Origin of the sequence: Streptomyces sp. NBC_00078, assembly GCF_026343335.1 — a bacterium.
GTDB lineage: Bacteria > Actinomycetota > Actinomycetes > Streptomycetales > Streptomycetaceae > Streptomyces.
Genome location: NZ_JAPELX010000001.1, coordinates 2,991,636 through 3,011,022, shown reverse-complemented (window position 1 = coordinate 3,011,022; position 19,387 = coordinate 2,991,636). Strand labels below are relative to the sequence as shown.

18 protein-coding genes and 2 tRNA genes are annotated in these 19,387 nt (G+C 69.8%); 18 read left to right on the top strand and 2 right to left on the bottom strand.

Annotation, left to right across the window (positions count from 1 at the left end):
- Positions 1-316 precede the first annotated feature (316 nt).
- From OOK07_RS14030 to OOK07_RS14020, 3 genes are all read left to right on the top strand, one after another.
- On the top strand, positions 317-1,813 hold the full coding sequence (locus OOK07_RS14030) for a bifunctional cytidylyltransferase/SDR family oxidoreductase (protein ID WP_266680295.1): 1,497 nt from the start codon (positions 317-319) through the stop codon (positions 1,811-1,813).
- A 197-nt stretch (positions 1,814-2,010) separates the two neighbouring features.
- Positions 2,011-4,125 carry a hypothetical protein gene (locus OOK07_RS14025; RefSeq protein WP_266801943.1) on the top strand — a complete coding sequence of 705 codons (2,115 nt, stop codon included), beginning with the start codon at positions 2,011-2,013 and terminating at the stop codon, positions 4,123-4,125.
- Positions 4,126-4,415: 290 nt separating this feature from the next.
- Positions 4,416-5,660: a glycosyltransferase family 2 protein gene (locus OOK07_RS14020; RefSeq protein WP_266796745.1), complete on the top strand. Its 1,245-nt coding sequence runs from the start codon at positions 4,416-4,418 to the stop codon at positions 5,658-5,660.
- A 147-nt stretch (positions 5,661-5,807) separates the two neighbouring features.
- On the opposite strand, the gene OOK07_RS14015 is transcribed toward OOK07_RS14020, so the two are convergent.
- The gene (locus OOK07_RS14015; protein ID WP_266680289.1) at positions 5,808-7,214 is read right to left on the bottom strand and encodes a polysaccharide pyruvyl transferase family protein; all 1,407 of its coding nucleotides are present in this window, start codon (positions 7,212-7,214) and stop codon (positions 5,808-5,810) included.
- A 210-nt stretch (positions 7,215-7,424) separates the two neighbouring features.
- Between OOK07_RS14015 and proB the strand changes: the two genes are divergently transcribed.
- From proB to OOK07_RS13990, 5 genes are all read left to right on the top strand, one after another.
- A complete protein-coding gene (gene proB / locus OOK07_RS14010) occupies positions 7,425-8,531 on the top strand; it encodes a glutamate 5-kinase (RefSeq protein WP_266683509.1) in 1,107 nt (368 codons plus the stop codon).
- A gap of 204 nt (positions 8,532-8,735) precedes the next feature.
- Entirely contained in the window at positions 8,736-9,188 is a 453-nt protein-coding gene (locus OOK07_RS14005; protein ID WP_266683508.1) for a DUF8830 family protein, read from the top strand.
- 118 nt (positions 9,189-9,306) lie between these two features.
- Positions 9,307-10,593 carry a glutamate-5-semialdehyde dehydrogenase gene (locus OOK07_RS14000; RefSeq protein ID WP_266680287.1) on the top strand — a complete coding sequence of 429 codons (1,287 nt, stop codon included), beginning with the start codon at positions 9,307-9,309 and terminating at the stop codon, positions 10,591-10,593.
- 99 nt (positions 10,594-10,692) lie between these two features.
- Positions 10,693-11,268, top strand: a complete 576-nt coding sequence (locus OOK07_RS13995; RefSeq protein WP_266680285.1) for an SCO2584 family spore wall biosynthesis protein — start codon at positions 10,693-10,695, stop codon at positions 11,266-11,268.
- 112 nt (positions 11,269-11,380) lie between these two features.
- A complete protein-coding gene (locus OOK07_RS13990; RefSeq protein ID WP_266680283.1) occupies positions 11,381-12,451 on the top strand; it encodes an SCO2583 family membrane protein in 1,071 nt (356 codons plus the stop codon).
- A gap of 152 nt (positions 12,452-12,603) precedes the next feature.
- Here the strand turns inward: OOK07_RS13990 and OOK07_RS13985 are convergent, their stop codons facing one another.
- A complete protein-coding gene (locus OOK07_RS13985) occupies positions 12,604-13,746 on the bottom strand; it encodes a M48 family metallopeptidase (RefSeq protein ID WP_266680281.1) in 1,143 nt (380 codons plus the stop codon).
- A gap of 125 nt (positions 13,747-13,871) precedes the next feature.
- Here OOK07_RS13985 and OOK07_RS13980 point away from each other — a divergent pair, with 125 nt between their 5' ends.
- From OOK07_RS13980 to OOK07_RS13930, 10 genes are all read left to right on the top strand, one after another.
- A complete protein-coding gene (locus OOK07_RS13980; protein ID WP_266514220.1) occupies positions 13,872-14,033 on the top strand; it encodes a hypothetical protein in 162 nt (53 codons plus the stop codon).
- 106 nt (positions 14,034-14,139) lie between these two features.
- Positions 14,140-14,307, top strand: coding sequence for a hypothetical protein (locus tag OOK07_RS13975; RefSeq protein WP_266680279.1), 168 nt, complete (start codon positions 14,140-14,142; stop codon positions 14,305-14,307).
- Positions 14,308-14,378: 71 nt separating this feature from the next.
- Complete coding sequence (gene nadD, locus OOK07_RS13970) at positions 14,379-15,095, top strand: nicotinate-nucleotide adenylyltransferase (protein ID WP_266680277.1); 717 nt, start codon at positions 14,379-14,381, stop codon at positions 15,093-15,095.
- A 16-nt stretch (positions 15,096-15,111) separates the two neighbouring features.
- Positions 15,112-16,833 (top strand): LCP family protein, encoded by a 1,722-nt coding sequence (locus OOK07_RS13965; RefSeq protein ID WP_266796742.1) that lies wholly within the window; start codon positions 15,112-15,114, stop codon positions 16,831-16,833.
- Positions 16,834-16,957: 124 nt separating this feature from the next.
- Positions 16,958-17,401, top strand: a complete 444-nt coding sequence (gene rsfS / locus OOK07_RS13960) for a ribosome silencing factor (RefSeq protein ID WP_266514207.1) — start codon at positions 16,958-16,960, stop codon at positions 17,399-17,401.
- Entirely contained in the window at positions 17,401-18,072 is a 672-nt protein-coding gene (locus OOK07_RS13955) for a histidine phosphatase family protein (protein WP_266680273.1), read from the top strand. The genes rsfS and OOK07_RS13955 overlap by 1 nt, the downstream gene beginning before the upstream one ends.
- A gap of 135 nt (positions 18,073-18,207) precedes the next feature.
- Positions 18,208-18,280: transfer RNA gene (locus OOK07_RS13950), tRNA-Ala, on the top strand.
- Between the two features lie 399 nt (positions 18,281-18,679).
- Positions 18,680-18,853 carry a hypothetical protein gene (locus OOK07_RS13940; RefSeq protein WP_107057459.1) on the top strand — a complete coding sequence of 58 codons (174 nt, stop codon included), beginning with the start codon at positions 18,680-18,682 and terminating at the stop codon, positions 18,851-18,853.
- A gap of 3 nt (positions 18,854-18,856) precedes the next feature.
- Complete coding sequence (locus OOK07_RS13935; protein WP_003976229.1) at positions 18,857-19,090, top strand: hypothetical protein; 234 nt, start codon at positions 18,857-18,859, stop codon at positions 19,088-19,090.
- A gap of 129 nt (positions 19,091-19,219) precedes the next feature.
- Positions 19,220-19,292: transfer RNA gene (locus OOK07_RS13930), tRNA-Ala, on the top strand.
- The last annotated feature ends 95 nt before the right edge of the window (positions 19,293-19,387 follow it).

Sequence of the window (19,387 nt, the reverse complement as noted above, 5' to 3'; positions counted from 1 at the left end):
GTCGAACACATCACTCGTATGGGCGTACGGGTCCTCGGAGATCCGGCGGAGCGCACGGTTCACCACCTGACGGCTTCGTGGAACCCGTCGACGGTCCGGCCGCCGCTGCCCGAGGCAGCCGCGGCAGCACTGAGCCCCTGTGCAGTTACTCACAGCAATTCGGCAGGTGCTCCCCGCGGCCTTCCCGCGGTCACCAGCAGTGCAAGATGAATCCCAGGTGGCGCGTACATATGCAGTGAACGGCGCTCACCTTGCACAGCGGTAACCGCAAGTGGGACCATTTCCAGGTTCCCTGACGCCCCAAGGTAGGTCCTCTGTGTCCCAGCACATAGCCAAGCCCCGTACCACCGCAGTGATCCTGGCCGGTGGCACCGGCCAGCGGGTGGGTCTCTCGATCCCCAAGCAGCTGCTGAAGATCGCCGGCAAGGCAGTCGTCGAGCACACCCTGACCACCTTCGAGAAGGCCGACTCGATCGACGACATCATCGTGCTGATGGCGCCGGGCTACGTCCCCGACATCGAGAAGATCGTCGCCAAGGCCGGGTTCAAGAAGGTCAAGAAGGTCATCGAGGGCGGCTCGACCCGGAACGAGACCACCGAGCGCGCCATCGAGGCCCTCGGCGAGGGCCTGGCCGAGGGCGAGGACCTCAACGTCCTCTTCCACGACGCCGTGCGCCCCCTGCTCTCGCAGCGCGTCATCGACGACTGCGTGGTCGCCCTGGAGCGCTTCCAGGCCGTCGACGTCGCCATCCCGTCCGCGGACACCATCATCGTCACGCGCACGCACGGCGAGGACGGCGAGTTCATCACCGAGATCCCGGACCGCTCCCGCCTGCGCCGCGGCCAGACCCCGCAGGCCTTCAAGCTGTCCACGATCAAGCGCGCCTACGAGGTCGCCGCCGGTGACCCCAACTTCCAGGCCACCGACGACTGCTCCGTCGTACTGAAGTACCTGCCGGACGTGCCGATCCACGTCGTCGCGGGCGACGAGTACAACATGAAGGTGACGCAGCCGGTCGACGTCTTCATCGCCGACAAGCTCTTCCAGCTCGCCTCCACCGCCACGCCCGAGCAGGTGAGCGAGGAGACCTACCGCGAGCTGCTGACCGGCAAGACGGTCGTCATCTTCGGCGGCTCGTACGGCATCGGCAAGGACATCGCCGAGCTCGCCGAGTCCTACGGCTCCAAGGTGTACGCGCTCGGCCGCTCCACCACCGGCACGCACGTGGAGAACCCGGAGGAGGTCGACGACGCGCTGTCCAAGGCGTACGCGGAGACCGGCCGGATCGACTACGTCGTCAACACCGCGGGCGTGCTGCGCATCGGCAAGCTGGCCGAGACCGACAACGCGACCATCGAGGAAGCGCTGAAGGTCAACTACCTCGCGCCGGTGCAGATCGCTCGTTCCGCGTACAAGTACCTGGCGGAGACCAAGGGCCAGCTGCTGCTGTACACCTCCAGCAGCTACACCCGCGGCCGCGCCGAGTACAGCCTCTACTCCTCGACCAAGGCCGCCATGGTGAACCTCACCCAGGCCCTGTCCGACGAGTGGGCCGGCGACGGCATCCGTGTCAACTGCGTCAACCCGGAGCGCACCGCGACGCCCATGCGCACCAAGGCCTTCGGCCAGGAGCCCACGGGTTCCCTGCTCTCCTCCGAGGCGGTGGCCCGCACCTCGCTCGACGTGCTGCTGTCCGAGCTGACCGGGCACGTCATCGACGTCCGCCAGCAGGACCCGACGGCGGGCGCGGCGAAGGCCTCCGGCTTCGAGCAGGCGCTGGCCTCGGTTCTGGACGTCCAGGACGGCGTGTAATAATCGACGGTAATTAGCCTTCCGTTATTCAGGCCTCTGCTTTCCGGCGTTAATGCAATGCATTGACCGGGTGCTCGCAGAGGCCTGATCCGTACACCCGACGAATTACCTAAACCCTGCGCACTCCAGAACAAAACCGGCACTCCCCATCCCAGAGCAGGTTCTCCGTGATATCCACCGCTATTCGCGTCGCCCGCGTGGGCAGCGCGGCCGAGCTGGCCGCGGCGGCACTCATGATGCTGGGCTTCCCGGCACTCATGCTGGCCGCGCTCATTCCGAGCGTCTACGCCTTCGCGGCCGCGGCCGCCGTGACGTACCTGGCGGACCACTATCTGCACCGCAAGGGCAGCTACCTCGTCAACCGGCTCAGCAAGGTCCGCGCCGGCCTGTCGATCCGTTTCCTGATCCGACAGCTGCTGCTGGTCCTGCTGCTGGCCCGGATGTCCCTCTCGGACGGCCTGATCTTCTACGGCGCGATCGCCTGCTTCATCGCCTTCTACGGCCTCCAGGCCCCGCACGGTGCCCTGGTCACGCTGATCCGTAACCGCCGCCGGATGCCGGTCGCGACCCGCAACGTCGACCTGGCCTCGCGCGTCCGCATCCCGGACGCCCCGCCGCGCGGGCTGCTGAACCGCTCCGCCGAGAAGATGCTCCACCTCGACCTCGCGGCTGTCACGGGCCTGCTCGTCTCCGCCGTCCTGGACTCGGCCGTGCCCGGTTTCATCGGCATCGGCGTCACCCTGGTCCTGGGCTGCCTCTACGTCCTCACGCTGATGCCGTACGTCCGAGGCACCAAGATCCCGCCGAACGCCGAGAAGGTGCTCGCGGCCGTCGACGACTGGCTGCGGGAGTACAAGCCGGAGACGGTGCTGTACTTCTCGGGCTCCAAGGACTCCGCGTACCAGGTCAACATGTGGCTGGAGGCCATGGAGCAGCTGGACTCCAAGCCGCTGGTCATCCTGCGCGAGCGGGTCATCCTGACGAGCCTGGCGCCCACCACCGTCCCCGTGATCTGCGTGCCCGGCGGTGTGCACCTGATGAACATGGAGCTGTCCACGGTGCGCGTCGCGCTGTACGCGGCGAACGTCGGCAAGAACATCCACATGCTGCGTGTCCCCACCATGAAGCACGTCTTCATCGGCCACGGTGACAGCGACAAGCTCGCCAGCGTGAACCCCTTCAGCAAGGTGTACGACGAGGTGTGGACCGCCGGCCGCGCGGGCCGCGACCGCTACGCCATCGCCGACGTCGGCGTCCGCGACGACGACATCGTGGAGGTCGGCCGCCCGCAGCTGGCGCCGATCCAGAACCGGCAGGACGCACCGCCCGCGCCCGGCGCGGCCGCCGACGGATACTGCCCGACCGTGCTGTACGCGCCCACCTGGGAGGGCTGGGACGGCAACCCGGGCAACACCTCGCTCGTGCTCGCCGGCGAGAACATCGTCAAGAAGCTGGTGAAGGCCGACCCGCCGGTCCGTGTCCTGTACAAGCCGCACCCTTTCACCGGCACCGTCAGCAAGCAGGCGGGCGCCGCGCACCAGCGCATCATCGCCCTGGTCGAGAAGGCCGCCGCCGAGCGTGCCGCCGACTCCCGCTTCGCGGTGGACGCGGCCGCCCAGGCGGGGGCCAAGAGCGAACTGGCCCGTATCGAGGCCAGGCTCGCCGAGCTGTCCGGCGCCGCGAGCGACAAGGGCGACGAGGCCGAGGCCACGCGGGACGGCGTGGTCGACGTCGAGAAGCACGCGGAGGTCGCCCGGCTGCGCGGCGAGTGGAACGACGCGTACTGGCGTTCCTTCGGCAGCTTCGAGCACCGCGTCATCGCGGGCGCCGAGCCGCGCCTGTACGACTGCTTCAACGTCTGCGACGCGATGGTCTCCGACATCTCCTCCGTGGTCTCCGACTTCATCGCGAGCGGCAAGCCGTACGCGGTCACGGACTCCGCCGAGCTGGGGGCCGAGGAGTTCAAGCGGCAGAACACCGCCGTGCGCGCCGCGGTGATCCTCTCCAACAGCGCCGCGGAACTGGGCGAGTTGCTGGGTGCGGTCCGCGCCCCGGCCGCCGACACGCTGGCGGAGGACCGCAAGGAGCTCAAGGAGTATCTGCTCGGACCGGACGAGCCCACGTCCATCGAGCAGTTCAACAGGGCGGTGGCCGACCTGGCGCTCAAGGCCCAGACGCGCAACCTCGGCCAGGAGTCCCGGGCCGCGGCCGGCGCCGTCGGCGCCGACGAGCTGTCGGACCAGCTGTCCCCGGCGCAGCCTGCCCAGCCGGTGCCGGCGGCCGGGGAGACGGGCGGCGCGAACACGCGCTGACGTTCTCCGCTCCCGCGTAAACACCTCAAGAGCCCGGCCCCGAGGAGTGATCCTCGGGGCCGGGCTCTTTACCGTTTCTTACCGCTCGGTCCCACCGCGTCCTGAGTAACTCTCGGCGGTTCTGCGTACTTTTCGGTGCCCCTTCCATCGGCGGCCTGCGCCGCCCGTGTGATCCCTGTGACGTGTGTCACCAATTCCAAGCGGTAAGGCAACCTCCTCAAGTGGTCACCCGTCTAACAAATTGCGAATATGCGGATTCGGGGGAAATGCACTGTGACCAAGGGGGAAATGTGACCGTCGCGCAGCCTGATGTGAGCGTGATCATCGGCGCGTACGAAGCGATGCCATATCTGGTCGAGTGCCTCGCGTCCGTCGAGGCACAGACCATCGACCCGGAGCGCATCGAGGTCATCGCGGTGGATGACGGGTCCACCGACGGGACGGGGGAGTACCTGGAGGAGTTCGCGGCGCGCGTGACCATGCCGGTCACGGTGATCCGGCAGGACAACTCCGGCGGCCCGAGCGGGCCGCGCAACGTCGGGCTCGGCAAGGCCGCCGGGCGCTACGTCTTCTTCCTCGACGCCGACGACCGGCTGGGCCCTCAGGCGCTGGAGCGGATGGTCGCGATGGCCGACCGCAACGGCACGGACGTGGTCCTCGGCCGGGTCGAGGGCATCAACCGCAAGCCGCCGCAGTCGATGTGGGGAAAGACGTTCGAGCGTACGGACGTGTTCTCCTCCAACATCAAGTTCACGCTGAGCGCGCAGAAGCTGTTCCGGCGGGAGTTCCTGGACCGGCACGGCATGCGCTTCGACGAGTCCCTGTGGACCGGCGAGGACGCGCTGTTCACGATGGAGGCCTATCTGCGGTCGGACGGCGTCTCCGTGCTGGCCGACTACACCTGCTACTACCTGGTCGGCCGGGACGACGGCAAACACGTGACGAAGAGCGGGAGTTACACCCTGCGCTTCGACTCAGCGCGTGCCCTGATGAACCTGATAGCCGGGCTGGTCCCCGCGGGGGAGCGGCGCGACGCGCTCATGATCCGGCCCTTCCTGGTCACGCTGCTCCCGCAGTTCGGTCCCCGGTACCTCAAGGACAGCGAGAAGGTCCGCCGGCACAAGTTCGAGCTGGCGAAGCCGCTGATGGAGGAGTTCTGGGGTGAGGGCGTGGCCGGCCGTCTGAAGGTCGAGGAGCGGCTCAGGCTGCATCTGGTCGCCGAACAGCGCCCCGAACTCCTCGTCGGCGTCGTGGAGTTCGTCAAGGCGAAGAAGCAGCCGGCCGCGCTCCTGGAGAAGAAGGGCCGCCACGTCTATCTCGCCTACCCGCTCTTCCGCGACGCCGCGGCGGGCATCCCCGACTCGGTCTACCTCGCCGCTCCCCGCGAGGCCCGCGCCGTCCCGGGCTACCGGGAGCACTCGCCCGCCTCGGTGCTGCGCCGCGCGGCCCGCAAGGCGCGCCGGGTGCTCAGGTCCCGGACGACGGCGAGCAGGCCGCGGACGCCGGGGGGCACGGGCACCGCGGCGGCGGCCTGAGGTGCACCGCGGCTGCCCGAGAGCTCCTCTGCGCGGGGCGGCGGGCGTGCTGCCCGGGATGCGGGGTGGACGGGTGCGGGCCTGTCGGTGAGTTGCGTGCTCGCCGCCAGACCCGTCGCCACCGCCGCTCAGCGGCCCGACTGCTGCTTACCGGCCCGACTGCAGGGCACGTCGGATCGGGCGGCCCACGACGCGGCGGGCCCGGCGGTAGACGGACGTCGACGGCGCCGCCGTACCCTGCTTGGCCGTGCCTCGTTCCAGCTCCCGCTTCAACTGGGCGTTGTCCAGCGACAGTTCGGTGATGCGGCTCTGCATCCAGCCGAACCGTGAGGTGAGCGAGGCGAGGTCGGCATCGTTCCAGGGGCGGATGCCCGCCGGGAAGGCCAGCTCCTTCATCCGGGCCTCGAAGCCCGCGCCGCCGTCGCCGTGCGTGAACGTGTTCTCCAGGCCGTTCCTGTCCAGGAACCCCGTGAACCGCTCGAAGCGCTCCAGGTGACCACCGGTCAGGCCGGTGAAGTCGGCCTCCTCGTAGAGCTGCGCGGGGTCCAGATCAGGGGGCAGTCTGTCGATGCGGCGGTGCGGGATGTCGAAGTAGCGGCACAGCTCCAGCGTCCGCGAGTCGCCGCACAGCACGGTGGCGGGGGTGCCCGCGAGCAGCGCCGCGATATTGCCGTGGATGCGGGACCCGAAGGAGAAGTCGTACGCGCGCAGGTCGTCGATCCAGGTGACCGGGTCGACGTAGACCCGGACCTTGTCCTCCCGGTACATCGGGTGGTCGGGATGCGTCGGGATCGCCGTCACCGCCGCGTTCGGGTGGGACAGGTCCCGCCAGTGCAACTGCCGCGCGTCGCTGAGGTTCTGGCCGATGAACGTCAGATGCGGATAGCGGGCGTGGGCGCGGTCGATGACCTTGCCCAGACCCTGCTTCTGCACCGCGCTGTGCGAGCCGTTGACCGCGATCCGGGAGCCGGCGGTGAGGGCCGGCGTCCGCTTGTCCACGGCCAGTTCCTTGCCGTACATGAACAGCGACGGGCAGCCGATGACCTCGACGTCGCTGAACCCCATGTCCTTGAGGTACTTCTCGGTGAACTCGCCCCGCACCCCGATCGAGGCACTGCGGTCGAGCACCGCGGAGACGAACTCGCGCACGGCCGGTTCCATCGGCTTCAGCCGGGCCGCGTTGTAGTTCAGCCCGGTCTGCGCACCGATGCCCAGCACCACGACCGGGATCTTGAGCCTGCTGATCAGCCGCGTCAACCGCTTCAGCCCGGCCTCGAACGACGGCCGGAACGCATTGGCCAGCGGCACGACGAACGCGTCGTACTCCTCGTTGATCAGGCCCGCCGCCGCCACTTCGGTCCGCATGGTGTTCGAGACGACCTCGGTCCCCGGTGTTTCGAGGATCTTGTGCGAGGCGTCACTGAAGATCAGGTTGCCGGAGTTGGTGGCGATGACGTCCTGGTCGAGGGCCTCCTCCACGGGGAAGACGTCGAAGGGACTCTTCCCCGAACGCAGGAGGATGCGCCTTGCACGGCGAACTTCTGTAGGTTGCACGGAGTTCAAATTAGATTTACCTGCACTTTGATTTCTATAGGCAACCAGTGCAACCTTTTTGCCGTATGCGACGCGTGAGCGAACGGTTACGTGGCGCCTGTCCGGGGACTGGACCGGCGCGCGCATCCCGGTCCCCTTCGCGTAGATTGCCGGGCGGGGAAGCCTGAGCGCGAGGGACGGAAGAACAAGGTGGCAGGGGCAAGGCAGGCCGTGATCGAGGCCCGCAGGATCGTCGTCAAGGTGGGTTCCTCGTCGCTGACCACCGCGGCCGGCGGCCTCGACGCCGACCGGGTCGACGCGCTCGTCGACGCCCTCGCCAAGAGCCGCAGCGGGGGAGAGAAGGAGATCGTCCTGGTCTCCTCCGGCGCCATCGCCGCGGGTCTGGCCCCGCTGGGCCTGCGCCGCCGTCCCAGGGACCTCGCCCGCCAGCAGGCCGCCGCCAGCGTCGGCCAGGGCCTGCTGGTCGCCCGCTATGCCGCCTCCTTCGCCCGCTACGGCGTCCGCGTCGGACAGGTCCTGCTCACCTCGGACGACATGAGCCGCCGCGCCCACCACCGCAACGCCTCCCGCACCCTCGACAAGCTGCTCGCGATGGGCGCGTTCCCCATCGTCAACGAGAACGACACCGTCGCCACCGACGAGATCCGCTTCGGCGACAACGACCGCCTCGCCGCCCTCGTCGCCCACCTCGTCCACGCCGACCTGCTGGTGCTGCTGTCCGACGTCGACGGCGTCTACGACGGCGACCCCGGCAAGCCCGGAACCTCGCGGATAGCTCAGGTCCACGGGCCCGGGGACCTCGCGCACGTCGACATCGGCAGCGCGGGCAAGGCCGGCGTCGGCACCGGCGGCATGGTCACCAAGGTCGAGGCGGCCCGGATCGCGGCCGCCGCCGGCATCCCGGTCGTCCTCACCAGCGCGATCCACGCCGGCGACGCGCTGCAGGGCAACGACACCGGCACCTACTTCCACCCCGCGGACAGGCGTTCCGCGGACCGGCTGCTGTGGCTGCAGCACGCCTCCACCCCGCAGGGCTCCCTCACGCTGGACGACGGGGCGGTGCGGGCGGTGGTCGAGCGCCGCAAGTCGCTGCTGCCGGCCGGAATCGCCGCGGTGGAGGGCGAGTTCAGCGCCGGGGACCCCGTAGAGCTGCGCGACGGCGAGGGGCACGCGGTGGCCCGCGGGCTCGTCAACTTCGACGCCAAGGAGATCCCCCAGCTCCTCGGCCGCTCGACCCGGGAACTGGCGCGCGAACTGGGACCGGCGTACGAACGCGAGGTCGTCCACCGGGACGACCTGGTGATCCTGCACCCCTGACCGCTCCGCACGCCCGCGGAAGCGGAAGAGGACGGGCACGGGAGCCGAAAACGGGGGGAACGCCCCGCAAAACGGCCCGTCCCTCAGGTGGACGTTCCGCAAAACCGCCCCACGGACCCCCCCGGCCTGCTCAACTTTGTCTCAGGGACTGATTCCGCGCGAGCATCGCTCGACCATTGCGTAAAGGAGGCCGTCGTGAGACGAGTGCGCCCTGGGGCGGCGGCGTCCCGCGACGGCGCCGCCTCCCGCGCGGGCGGCGAGGAGCGCGCCCTGACCAGCGTCGCGGCCGGCGACCGGTACGAGGAACCGGCCGACCTGCCGCGTCTGTGGCATGTCACCCTCAGCGTCTCCGGCGGGGAGGCGCCGCTGAAGGAGGTGCGGCGAGGCCTCGAACAGCTCGCCCACGACCACCCCTTTCTCCTGACCAGCCGCTACGCGGGCGATCACGCGGAGATCCGCTACTGGGAGGAGGCCCGCGATCTGCACGACGCGGCCGCCGTCGCCCTGCGCCTGTGGGGCGAGCACCGCCAGACCGCCAAGCTGCCGCCCTGGGAGATCGTCGGCCTGGAGGTCATCGACCGCGAGACCTACCACCAGCGGCTCGCCGAGGGCTACGGCCCGCCACCGGCCAGCCCGGTGGGCGTCCACCCGTTTTGACAGGCCTGCGAGGTCTGCGAGGTCTGAGGGGTATGCGGGCAATACGGGCTGTGCGGGGCTTGTCTCGGGGTGTGGAACGCGCGGTGGACGAGCCCGTACAGCGCACTACGCTTCCCTCATGACCACGCTTTCGCCGTACGACTCCATGTCCCCGGTCACCCGGGCCGCCTACCGCGCCAAGGCCGCCGCCGCCGACCTCGCCCCGCTGCCGCGCGCGGTGAAGGACGACGCGCTGCTCGCCGTCGCGGACGCCCTGGAGGTCCGTACGAGCGAGATCGTCGAGGCCAACGCCAAGGACATCGCCAAGGCCCGCGAGGCCGGCACCAGCGAGGCCATCGTCGACCGGCTGACGCTCACGCCCGAGCGGGTGCGCGCGATCGCCTCGGACGTACGGGACGTCGTCGCGCTGCCCGACCCGGTCGGCGAGGTCGTCCGCGGCTCGACCCTCCCGAACGGCATCGACCTGCGCCAGGTCCGCGTCCCGCTGGGCGTCGTCGGCATCATCTACGAGGCCCGCCCGAACGTGACCGTGGACGCGGCGGCGCTCTGCCTGAAGTCCGGCAACGCGGTCCTGCTGCGCGGCTCGGCCTCGGCCTACGAGTCGAACACCGCCCTCGTACGGGTGCTGCGCGACGCCGTGGGCGGCGCCGGGCTGCCCGCCGACGCCATCCAGCTCGTGCCCGGGGAGAGCCGCGAGAGCGTGCGTGAGCTGATGCGCGCCCGAGGCCTGGTCGACGTGCTGATCCCGCGCGGCGGTGCCTCCCTGATCCAGACGGTCGTCTCCGAGGCCACCGTCCCCGTCATCGAGACCGGCACCGGCAACTGCCACGTCTACGTCGACGCGGCCGCCGACCTCGACATGGCCGTCGACATCCTGATCAACTCCAAGGCCCACCGGGTGAGCGTCTGCAACGCCGCCGAGACCCTCCTCGTCCACCAGGACATCGCCTCCGAGTTCCTGCCGCGGGCCCTGGACGCCCTCGCGGAGGCCGGGGTGACCGTGCACGCCGACCCGCGCGTGCTGGCGTACGCGAAGGACTCCAAGGCGACCGTCGTCGAGGCCACACCGGAGGACTGGGACACCGAGTACCTCTCCTACGACATCGCCGCCGCCGTCGTCGACTCCCTGGACAAGGCCGTCGAGCACATCCGGCTGTGGTCCTCCGGTCACACCGAGGCGATCGTCACGACCTCCCAGCAGGCCGCCCGCCGCTTCACCCAGCTCGTCGACTCCACCACCGTCGCCGTGAACGCCTCCACCCGCTTCACCGACGGCGGCCAGTTCGGCTTCGGTGCGGAGATCGGCATCTCCACGCAGAAGCTGCACGCGCGCGGGCCGATGGGGCTGCCGGAACTGACGAGCACCAAGTACATCGTCACCGGGGACGGGCACATCCGGCGCTGATCCGGCGCTGATGCGGCACCCCGACCGGAAATGTCTCAGCAGACGGATGAATTTCCATACCGTCTGCCCAAATTCACCCCCCAGGTCTACTCTGGAGGGGTGCCGGAGGACGTGGGGGGTACGCCGTTCCCTGACGGCTGGGAGCCCGACGACGAACACGACCGCGGGGTGTCGGACGAAGAGTTCGCCTCCGTGGTCTTCGACGAGGCCTTCGTACGGGCGGCCGTGGTACACGAGCCGACCGCCGTCGAACGCCTCCTTGCCGCTGCCCAGGCGAGAGCGGAGGCCTCCGAGGCGGAAGCCCGCAGGGCCCACGGCAGGGGCGAGCGCTACGAGGACGGATACCGCCGCGACGCCGGCACCGGTTTCGGCCATGATCCCGACCTCGACGACCTGGACGACACCGACGTCCTCGAAGGCCGCTACGGCGCCCCGGGGACGTACGGGAAACAGGTCCGCTGGCATCGCCCCGTCGCGTGGATGCTCGCCCTCGTGATGGGAATCGGCATGGTCGCACTGGCCTTCGCCGCGGTCTACCGAGGTGCCTCCTCGGGCAGCCGGGACCAGGTGCCGGCGCCCGCCTCGACCGGCCTGGAGCAGGGCAGCGCGGCGCCGCCCTCCGCTTCCGCCGACAACTCTCAGCCAGCCCTCTCGGTGATACCGCGCACCCCCTGAGCGGCCCCCGGAGCGGCTCCGTCGCGCTCACTTTCGAACCTGGTGAGAACCTGTCAGAACTTGTCGTGTAGCGGGGCGTTTACCGGGGCTCCCGGAGACCTACTCTGAAGATATGGGAGGGCCTGGAGACCCACCTGAGGGGACACCCGAGGGCGCCCCCGGAGGTGGAGAGGACGAGTATCGATCCGTCGTCTTCGACGAGTCGTTCGTCCGCGCTGCCCGCCTCCAGGAGTTCTCCGCGGACGAGCGCATGGCCGACCACGCACCCGCCGTCCGCCGCCGTCCGCCACTGCGCCGGGGCCTGTCCCGGCAGGCGCTGATCCTCGTCCTCCTGATCGCGGTGGCCTTCGGCACCGCGATCTACATGGGAGTACGGCACCCCTACCAGACCCCCGCGGCCCGGCAGCCCGTCGAGCCCCTGCGGATGACCGTCATCCCGCTCTCCCCGCAGGGCAGGGTGCCCGGCGCGGTCGATCCCGAGTACCTGTACGCGCACAGCCCCGCCGCGCAGTTCCGCGTCGGGGCCGAGGGCATACCGCTGCCCGCCTCGCGGCGCACCGCGCACTTCTCCGACAGCCAGGTGGTGGCCGCCCTGACCACCGCCAAGGACTACATCGTGCGGTCCTCACTGTCACCCGCCGTGATCAGCAGCCAGGACGTCCGCTCCGTGCGCGTCCTGCTCGACGGCGACCAGCTGGACCAGTTCGACCAGAGTTTCGAGCACCCGGCCGCCGACGGGCGTCACCAGCCCACCGGCTGGATGGTTCGCCTCGACCAGACCCGCGCCCAGCTCGCCGACACCAAGATCCGCGTCGAGGGCACGCTGCAGGCCACCGAGACCGACGCAGCCACCCTCGAGGTCACCGCGGACCACACCTTCGTCTACGCGCTGAGGCCGACCGGCGCCGACGCCAGGGCCCAGGCCTCCCTGTTCACCGTCCGGCGCGAGCTGCACTTCCGCTTCGACCGCGACGACCTGCGCCTGCGCCAGGCCCAGCTCGTCGTCTCCTACGTCCAGGCCGGCCCGCTGTCCTGCGCCGAGGACTCCACGAACCACCTCCACCCGCTGCTGGCCGGACAGACGGCCAAGGCGGGCGGCCCGGCAGGCACCGACCCGTATGCCACGGGCGGCGCGACGGCCCTGTGCGGGGCGCTGGCGCCCAGCGCACAGCCGAAGGTGTGAGCCGGCCGAAGGTGTGAGCCGGGCCAAGGTGTGAGCGACCGGGGGCATGAGCCGACCGGAGGCGTGAGCCCGCCGAAGGCATGAGCCGCCTGGAGGAGTGAGCTGTCGCCGACGGGGCGGGCGTCTCCGCCCCGTCGGTCCCGGCCCGCAGGTCAGCCGTCTCCGCGCGGCGGCGTGTCCGTCGGCGGACCGTCCGCGGGCGGCTCGTCGGCCGGCGGCTCGTCGGTCGTCGGCCGCTCCTGCGAGGGCGCCGAACTCGCGAAGCCGCCGAAGCCGCGCCGCACCCGCCCGCCCAGGTCCCCGGCCCCGCCGGCGATGTCGCTGACCAGCTTCATCAGCGGGTCCTTGGAGCCCTTCACATTGGTCGCGTAGCTCGCCGCCGACTCACGGAACGAGTCCGAGACCGAGGTGTCCTTGTCCTCGGTGCGCCGCGGGTAGTGGCCGTCCATGATCCGCTGGTAGTCCCGGGACTCGGCCCACTTCTTCAGCTCGGCCGCGCGGATGGTGGTGAACGGGTGGGATCGCGGCAGCAGGTTCAGGATCTTCAGCACGGAGTCGCGCAGGTCGCCGCCGGCCTCGTACTCCTCGGCCTGCTTCAGGAACGCGTCCACGTTCATCTCGTGCAGGTGGTTGCCGCCCGCGATCTTCATCAGGCCGCGCATCGAGGCCTGCAGATCCTGGCCGGCCAGCAGCCCCGCCCGGTCGGCGGACAGCTCCGACTTGCGGAACCACTCGCGCAGCGCCGTCACGATCGCCATGATCGCGAGGGTGCCCAGCGGGATCCAGGCGACCCGGATCGCCAGGTTGGTCAGGAACAGCAGGATCGTGCGGTACACGGCGTGGCCGGACAGCGCGTGGCCCACCTCGTGGCCGACGACCGCCCGCATCTCCTCCTCGTCGAGCAGCTCGACGAGACCGGTGGTGACGACGATGATCGGCTCGTCAAGGCCGATGCACATCGCGTTCGGCTGCGGGTCCTGGTTGACGTACATCGGCGGGACCTTCTCCAGGTCCAGGATGTAACAGGCGTCCCGCAGCATGTCGTTGAGGTGAGCGAACTGCTGGTCCGAGACGCGCACCGAGTCGGACAGGAACAGCAACCTGAGGCTGCGCTCGGGCAGCAGCCCGCTGAGCGCCTTGAAGACCGTGTCGAATCCGCTCAGCTTGCGCAGCGCCACCAGAGCGGAACGGTCCGCCGGGTGTTCGTACGCGCGCGAGGAGATCCCCGGGAAGCGCCGGCGCTGCCTGCTCGGTACGTGCTCGTGTCCGTTGTGCTCGTGGCCGTCATCGGGCATGTCTTCCCCCATGTGCGTGAGAGTTGCCTTTGCGGACCCTTGTGCGGCCCTTTGCGCCCCCGAAGCAAGCCCCAGCCTAGGCGGAGTTACCGTGGACGGGCACTACACCGAAGGAGTCCAGCACCATGGATCACAGCCCCGCAGCCGCCTGGCTCACCGAGGCCGCGAGCGCCGCCCAGCACCAGGGGCCGGGGAATCTGCTCCGGGTCGTACTGATCGTGATGATGGTGGGTTGCGCGCTGACCGGGTGGTTCCTGTTGCGGGGTTACAAGCAGAAGGACGACTGAGGACCGCCCCGGGTTCCCCAACGGCGGAGTCGGCGTGATCGCCGTGAAGGCGCCCGCTTACGATGAGCGGACGTCTTTATCCGGCCCACACCGATAGGTTCTGTCGATGACGAGCTTCCACAGCGCTGCTGCCCAGTTGGTGACCCTCGCTGCCGAGGGCGAGGAGCACGGCGGCAACCACGAGAGCCTCAGCCCCTACGTCACCGGCGGCGGTGCCCTGTTCATCCTGCTGCTCCTGCTGTGGATCACCACCCGCTTCAACCGCGACCGCTGAGCCTCGCCCGGGTCGCCCTCGGGCACCGGCCCGGGTGGGCTTCTCAGGCCGGGCCGGTAGGGTCTGCACGCATGGGAGAGCAGGACATGCCTACCGGTCCGGCGACCGGCACGGCGGACGGCACGGAAAACCGTCCGGAGAGCGGCCCCGCCGCGCAGCCGCGACGGGCGAACGGCCCCGGCAACGGCCCGTCGAACCCCGGCAAGCGCCGCCTCGGCGTCATGGGCGGAACGTTCGACCCGATCCACCACGGGCACCTCGTGGCGGCCAGCGAGGTCGCCGCGCAGTTCCACCTGGACCAGGTGGTGTTCGTCCCGACCGGCCAGCCGTGGCAGAAGACCCACCGCCATGTCTCCCCGGCCGAGGACCGCTATCTGATGACGGTCATCGCGACCGCCGAGAACCCGCAGTTCTCGGTGAGCCGCATCGACATCGACCGCGGCGGCCCGACCTACACCGTGGACACCCTGCGCGACCTGCGCGCACTCAACCCCGACACGGACCTCTTCTTCATCACCGGCGCCGACGCCCTGGCCCAACTGCTGACCTGGCGGGACACGGCGGAACTCTTCTCCCTCGCGCACTTCATCGGCTGCACCCGGCCCGGCCACCACCTGACCGACCACGGTCTCCCGGAGGGCGGTGTCTCGCTGGTGGAGGTTCCCGCGCTGGCCATCTCCTCCACAGAGTGCCGTGCGAGAGTCGCCAAGGGAGATCCCATCTGGTACATGGTGCCGGACGGAGTTGTGCGCTACATCGACAAGCGCGAGCTGTACCGCGGCGAGTGAGCCGAGAGGGGCACCGGTGAACGACCGATACGACGCGGGCTACGGCGGCGACCATGAGGAGCAGGAGGAGCCGTACGAGCTCGTCGGCTACGACGAGTACGGCCGGCCCATCTACCGGCAGGCCCAGCCGCGGCAGGCTCCCCCGCAGCAGTACGACCCGTACGCCCAGCAGCAGGGCTACGGATACGACCCGTACGCGACCGGCCGGCAGCAGCCGGTCCTGCCGCAGCAGTACGACCCCTACGGCACCGGCCAGCAGCCTCCCGTGCCCTCCTACGACGCCCATGGCACCGGGGGGACGGCCCAGGGCGCTGCTCCCGGAGCGCCGTACGACCCCTACGGGCGGGCCGCGGCCGGCGGTCAGCAGCCCCGTGTCGCCGAGCAGACCGCCTACATCCCGCAGCAGGCCGGCCCGTCGGAGCCGGCACAGGACGACCCCCGGACCGCCGCCCGGCCCGAACGGGACTACCACACCGAGCAGTTCGCCTTCGTCGAGGATCCCGACAGGGACTCCGAAGACGTCATCGACTGGTTGAACTTCACCGAGAACCGCACCGAGCGACGCGAGGAGGCCAAGCGCCGCGCCCGCAGCCGCCTCGTCGCCCTCGTCGTGGTCCTGGCCCTGGTCGCGGTCGGCTCGGTGGGCTACCTCTGGTACGCCGGGAAGCTGCCGGGCCAGTCGTCGTCGTCCGGCTCCAGGACCGGTACGGCGACCGCCGCGGGCGCCCAGAACCGCGACGTGATCGTCGTGCACCTGCACAACACCAAGAAGGGCGGCACCTCCACGGCGCTGCTCGTCGACAACACCACCACCAAGCAGGCCACCACCGTGCTGCTGCCCAACTCCCTCTCTCTGACCGACGACGACGGCACCACGACCACCCTCGCCAAGTCGGTCGACGACGACGGCTCCTCGGGCACCCGCGACGCCCTCGACACGGTCCTCGGCACCGACATCGAGGGCACCTGGCGGCTGGACACCCCTTACCTGCAGAACCTCGTCGACCTCGTGGGCAACATCGACGTCGACACCAACGCCGACGTACCGGACCCGGACGCCAAGAAGGGCAGCGCGCCGCTGGTGCACAAGGGCAAGGGCCAGACCCTCAGCGGCAAGACGGCCGTCGCCTACGCCACCTACCGCGCCTCCGGCGAGGCCCAGAACGCCCAGCTGGAGCGGTTCGGCCAGGTCATGCAGGGCGTGCTGCGCAAGCTGTCCTCCGATCCGACGGGGGCGACGACCACCGTGCAGACCCTGGCGCAGATCCTGGACCCCTCACTCACCGACAAGGACCTCGGCACCTTCCTCGCCAAGCTCGCCGATCTCGCCAAGGGCGGCGACTACAAGACCGCGCTCCTGCCCGTGCAGAACGACGGCACGCTGAGCGCGCAGGCCGGCGCCAGTGTGGTCAAGAACATCCTCGGCGGCACCGCCAAGAGCCCCGACCAGGGCTCCGCCGTGCGGGTCTCCGTCCAGAACGGCAGCGGGGCCAAGGACAACACCGAGAAGGCCCGCGTCGTACTCCTCAACGGCGGCTTCACCTTCCTGGGAGGCGGCACCGCCCCCACGTCGGCCACCTCCGAGGTCGTCTACACCGACGCCGCCGACAAGGAGAACGCCACCGAGGTCGCCAAGACCCTGGGCCTGCCCGCCGGCTCCGTCACCAAGGGCGCGACCACCTCGAACGCGGACGTCTCGGTGACCCTCGGCCAGGACTACAAGCCGTCGTCGTCCTAGCCCGCAGGCCCGGGAGAAAGCGGCAGAAGCGGGGCCGCCCCACGTGATCCCTCAAACGCGTGGGGTGCTCCCGGCGGTCCGTGAGACCCTTGATGCCAAGTGACCGCCGACCGAAAGCCATGTAGTGACCGCGACTGACCGCTCCACCGAGCTCATCAACACCGCCGCTCAGGCGGCCGCCGACAAGCTCGCGCACGACATCATCGCCTACGACGTCAGCGACGTCCTGTCGATCACGGACGCCTTCCTGCTGGCCTCCGCGCCCAACGACCGCCAGGTCAAGTCGATCGTCGACGAGATCGAGGAGCGGCTCCAGAAGGAGCTCGGCGCCAAGCCGGTGCGCCGCGAGGGCGACCGCGAGGCCCGCTGGGTCCTGCTCGACTACGTCGACATCGTCGTCCATGTCCAGCACAGCGAGGAGCGTGTCTTCTACGCCCTGGAGCGGCTGTGGAAGGACTGCCCCGAGCTGGAGCTGCCCGCCGACGCGAAGGCCACCCGGGGCAAGGCCGAGGAGCACGCCAAGCTGCGGGCTGCCGAGGAGGCGGCCGACCTGGGCGGTGAGTGGTGATGAGCGCTACCGGTGAGGTGTCCGCGGGCCGTTCCGGCCGCGGGCGCCGCGTCATCCTGTGGCGGCACGGCCAGACCTCCTGGAACGTGGAGCGCCGCTTCCAGGGCAGCACGGACGTGAAGCTCACCGAGGAAGGCGTGGCCCAGGCCCGCCGCGCCGCCCGGCTGCTCGTCTCCCTCAAGCCCGACGCGATCGTCGCCTCCGACCTCCAGCGGGCCGCGAACACCGCGGCCGAGCTGGCCGCGCTCACCGGCCTTGAGGTCGCCCACGACGAGGCGCTGCGCGAGACCTACGCGGGCGTCTGGCAGGGGCTGACGCACGACGAGATCATCGCGCGCCACGGCGAGGAGTACGCCGCGTGGAAGCGCGGTGAGCCGGTCCGCCGCGGCGGCGGCGAGCTGGAGACCGAGGTGGCCGAGCGTGCCGCTCCCGTCGTGCTGCGGCACGCCGAGAAGCTCCCCGACGACGGCACCCTCGTGGTGGTCAGCCACGGCGGGACGATCCGCACCACCATCGGACGCCTCCTGGGCCTGGAGGCCCGCCACTGGGAGAGCCTCGGTGGTCTCTCCAACTGCTGCTGGTCCGTCCTCGGCGAGGGCGCGCGCGGCTGGCGCCTGCTGGAGCACAACGCCGGCACTCTGCCGGAGCCGGTGCTCGGCGACGACGACTGAACGCCGGACCGGCCGTCGGGCCGGGCCCCTGACCCGGATTTCACTTTCCGGCAGGTCGCAGGCTAAAGTTCTTCTTGTTCGCCCCGCCGAGCGGGGCGAAACATCATGCGGCTCCACCGCGTGACAGAAGGACAAGGGGCTATAGCTCAGTTGGTAGAGCGCCTGCATGGCATGCAGGAGGTCAGGAGTTCAATTCTCCTTAGCTCCACAGATCGGATCCCGTCCCCTCAGGGGGGCGGGATCTTTCGTTGTCGCAGACCACCGCGGGTGTGTGTCGTACGGCACCTCAGCCGCGTGGGAGCCACCACCGGCACCGAACTCCAAGCCCCTGGGGCCGACTTGGCCTGCTCGCCTCGGTCGCGCAGTCCGGGCGGCTGACCGGGGTCGCCGTGTTCGGCACACTGTTCCGCAAGCGTCTTGAGTCACTTGGGGCCCGGCGGCGTATATCTCAGCGGAGGCGCTTTCGGCGGGCACGTTCGCCCCGGTCGGGACGGCCGTGGAGGGTGCCGTGTCCGGACTGGTACTGAGGCGTCGCTGACCGTATTGCTCCGGCCGTGGCAGAATCAAACGGCCGGAAGGGAGCGCGGCCCGACGGGAGGGAGCAGTGATGCCTGCGAGCATCCTCGAGGAGGTCGGCCACCTCCTCGAAGCGGCGTCGACACGGGACACGGTCACCCGTCTGAGCTGCCCTTCCTGTGGTTCCGTCCATGTAGCCCAAGTGCTCGGTGACAACGGCGGAATCTCCTACGTGTGCACGGCCTGCGGCCACAGCTGGAGCTGATCGATGGGTGCACACAGGCGAAAGTGCGATTGGTGCGGCAGTGGTACGCCCATCGTCCGGGACATGGAGCCGGTCAACCCCGACTACCAGTACTGGTGCGAGGAATGCGCGCGGGCGCTGATCATAAAGGGCGACCCGATCGAGACGTACCGGGAACTGGAGGGCGAGCCGATCTACGGCCGTCTCCTCGAGGAGCACTGCACACTGAAGCGGTTCTATTCGTTCGTCACGGCATGACCTCGTCGGCCCTGTCCTGGGCCGACGGAAACGATTTGGTGTTCCACCCGGTCGACCGTGTAATGTTGGCGTCGCCGCCGGGGAAACCCGCCGGACAGCGTCAATATCCGGCTTCGCCGCGTGACGCAAGGGGCTATAGCTCAGTTGGTAGAGCGCCTGCATGGCATGCAGGAGGTCAGGAGTTCAATTCTCCTTAGCTCCACAGGATTTGGAAGGCGGGTCATCCGATGGATGGCCCGCCTTTCACATCTGTGAGCGCTGCGGCATGACGGCGGGCCACCCCGAAAGGGTGGCCCG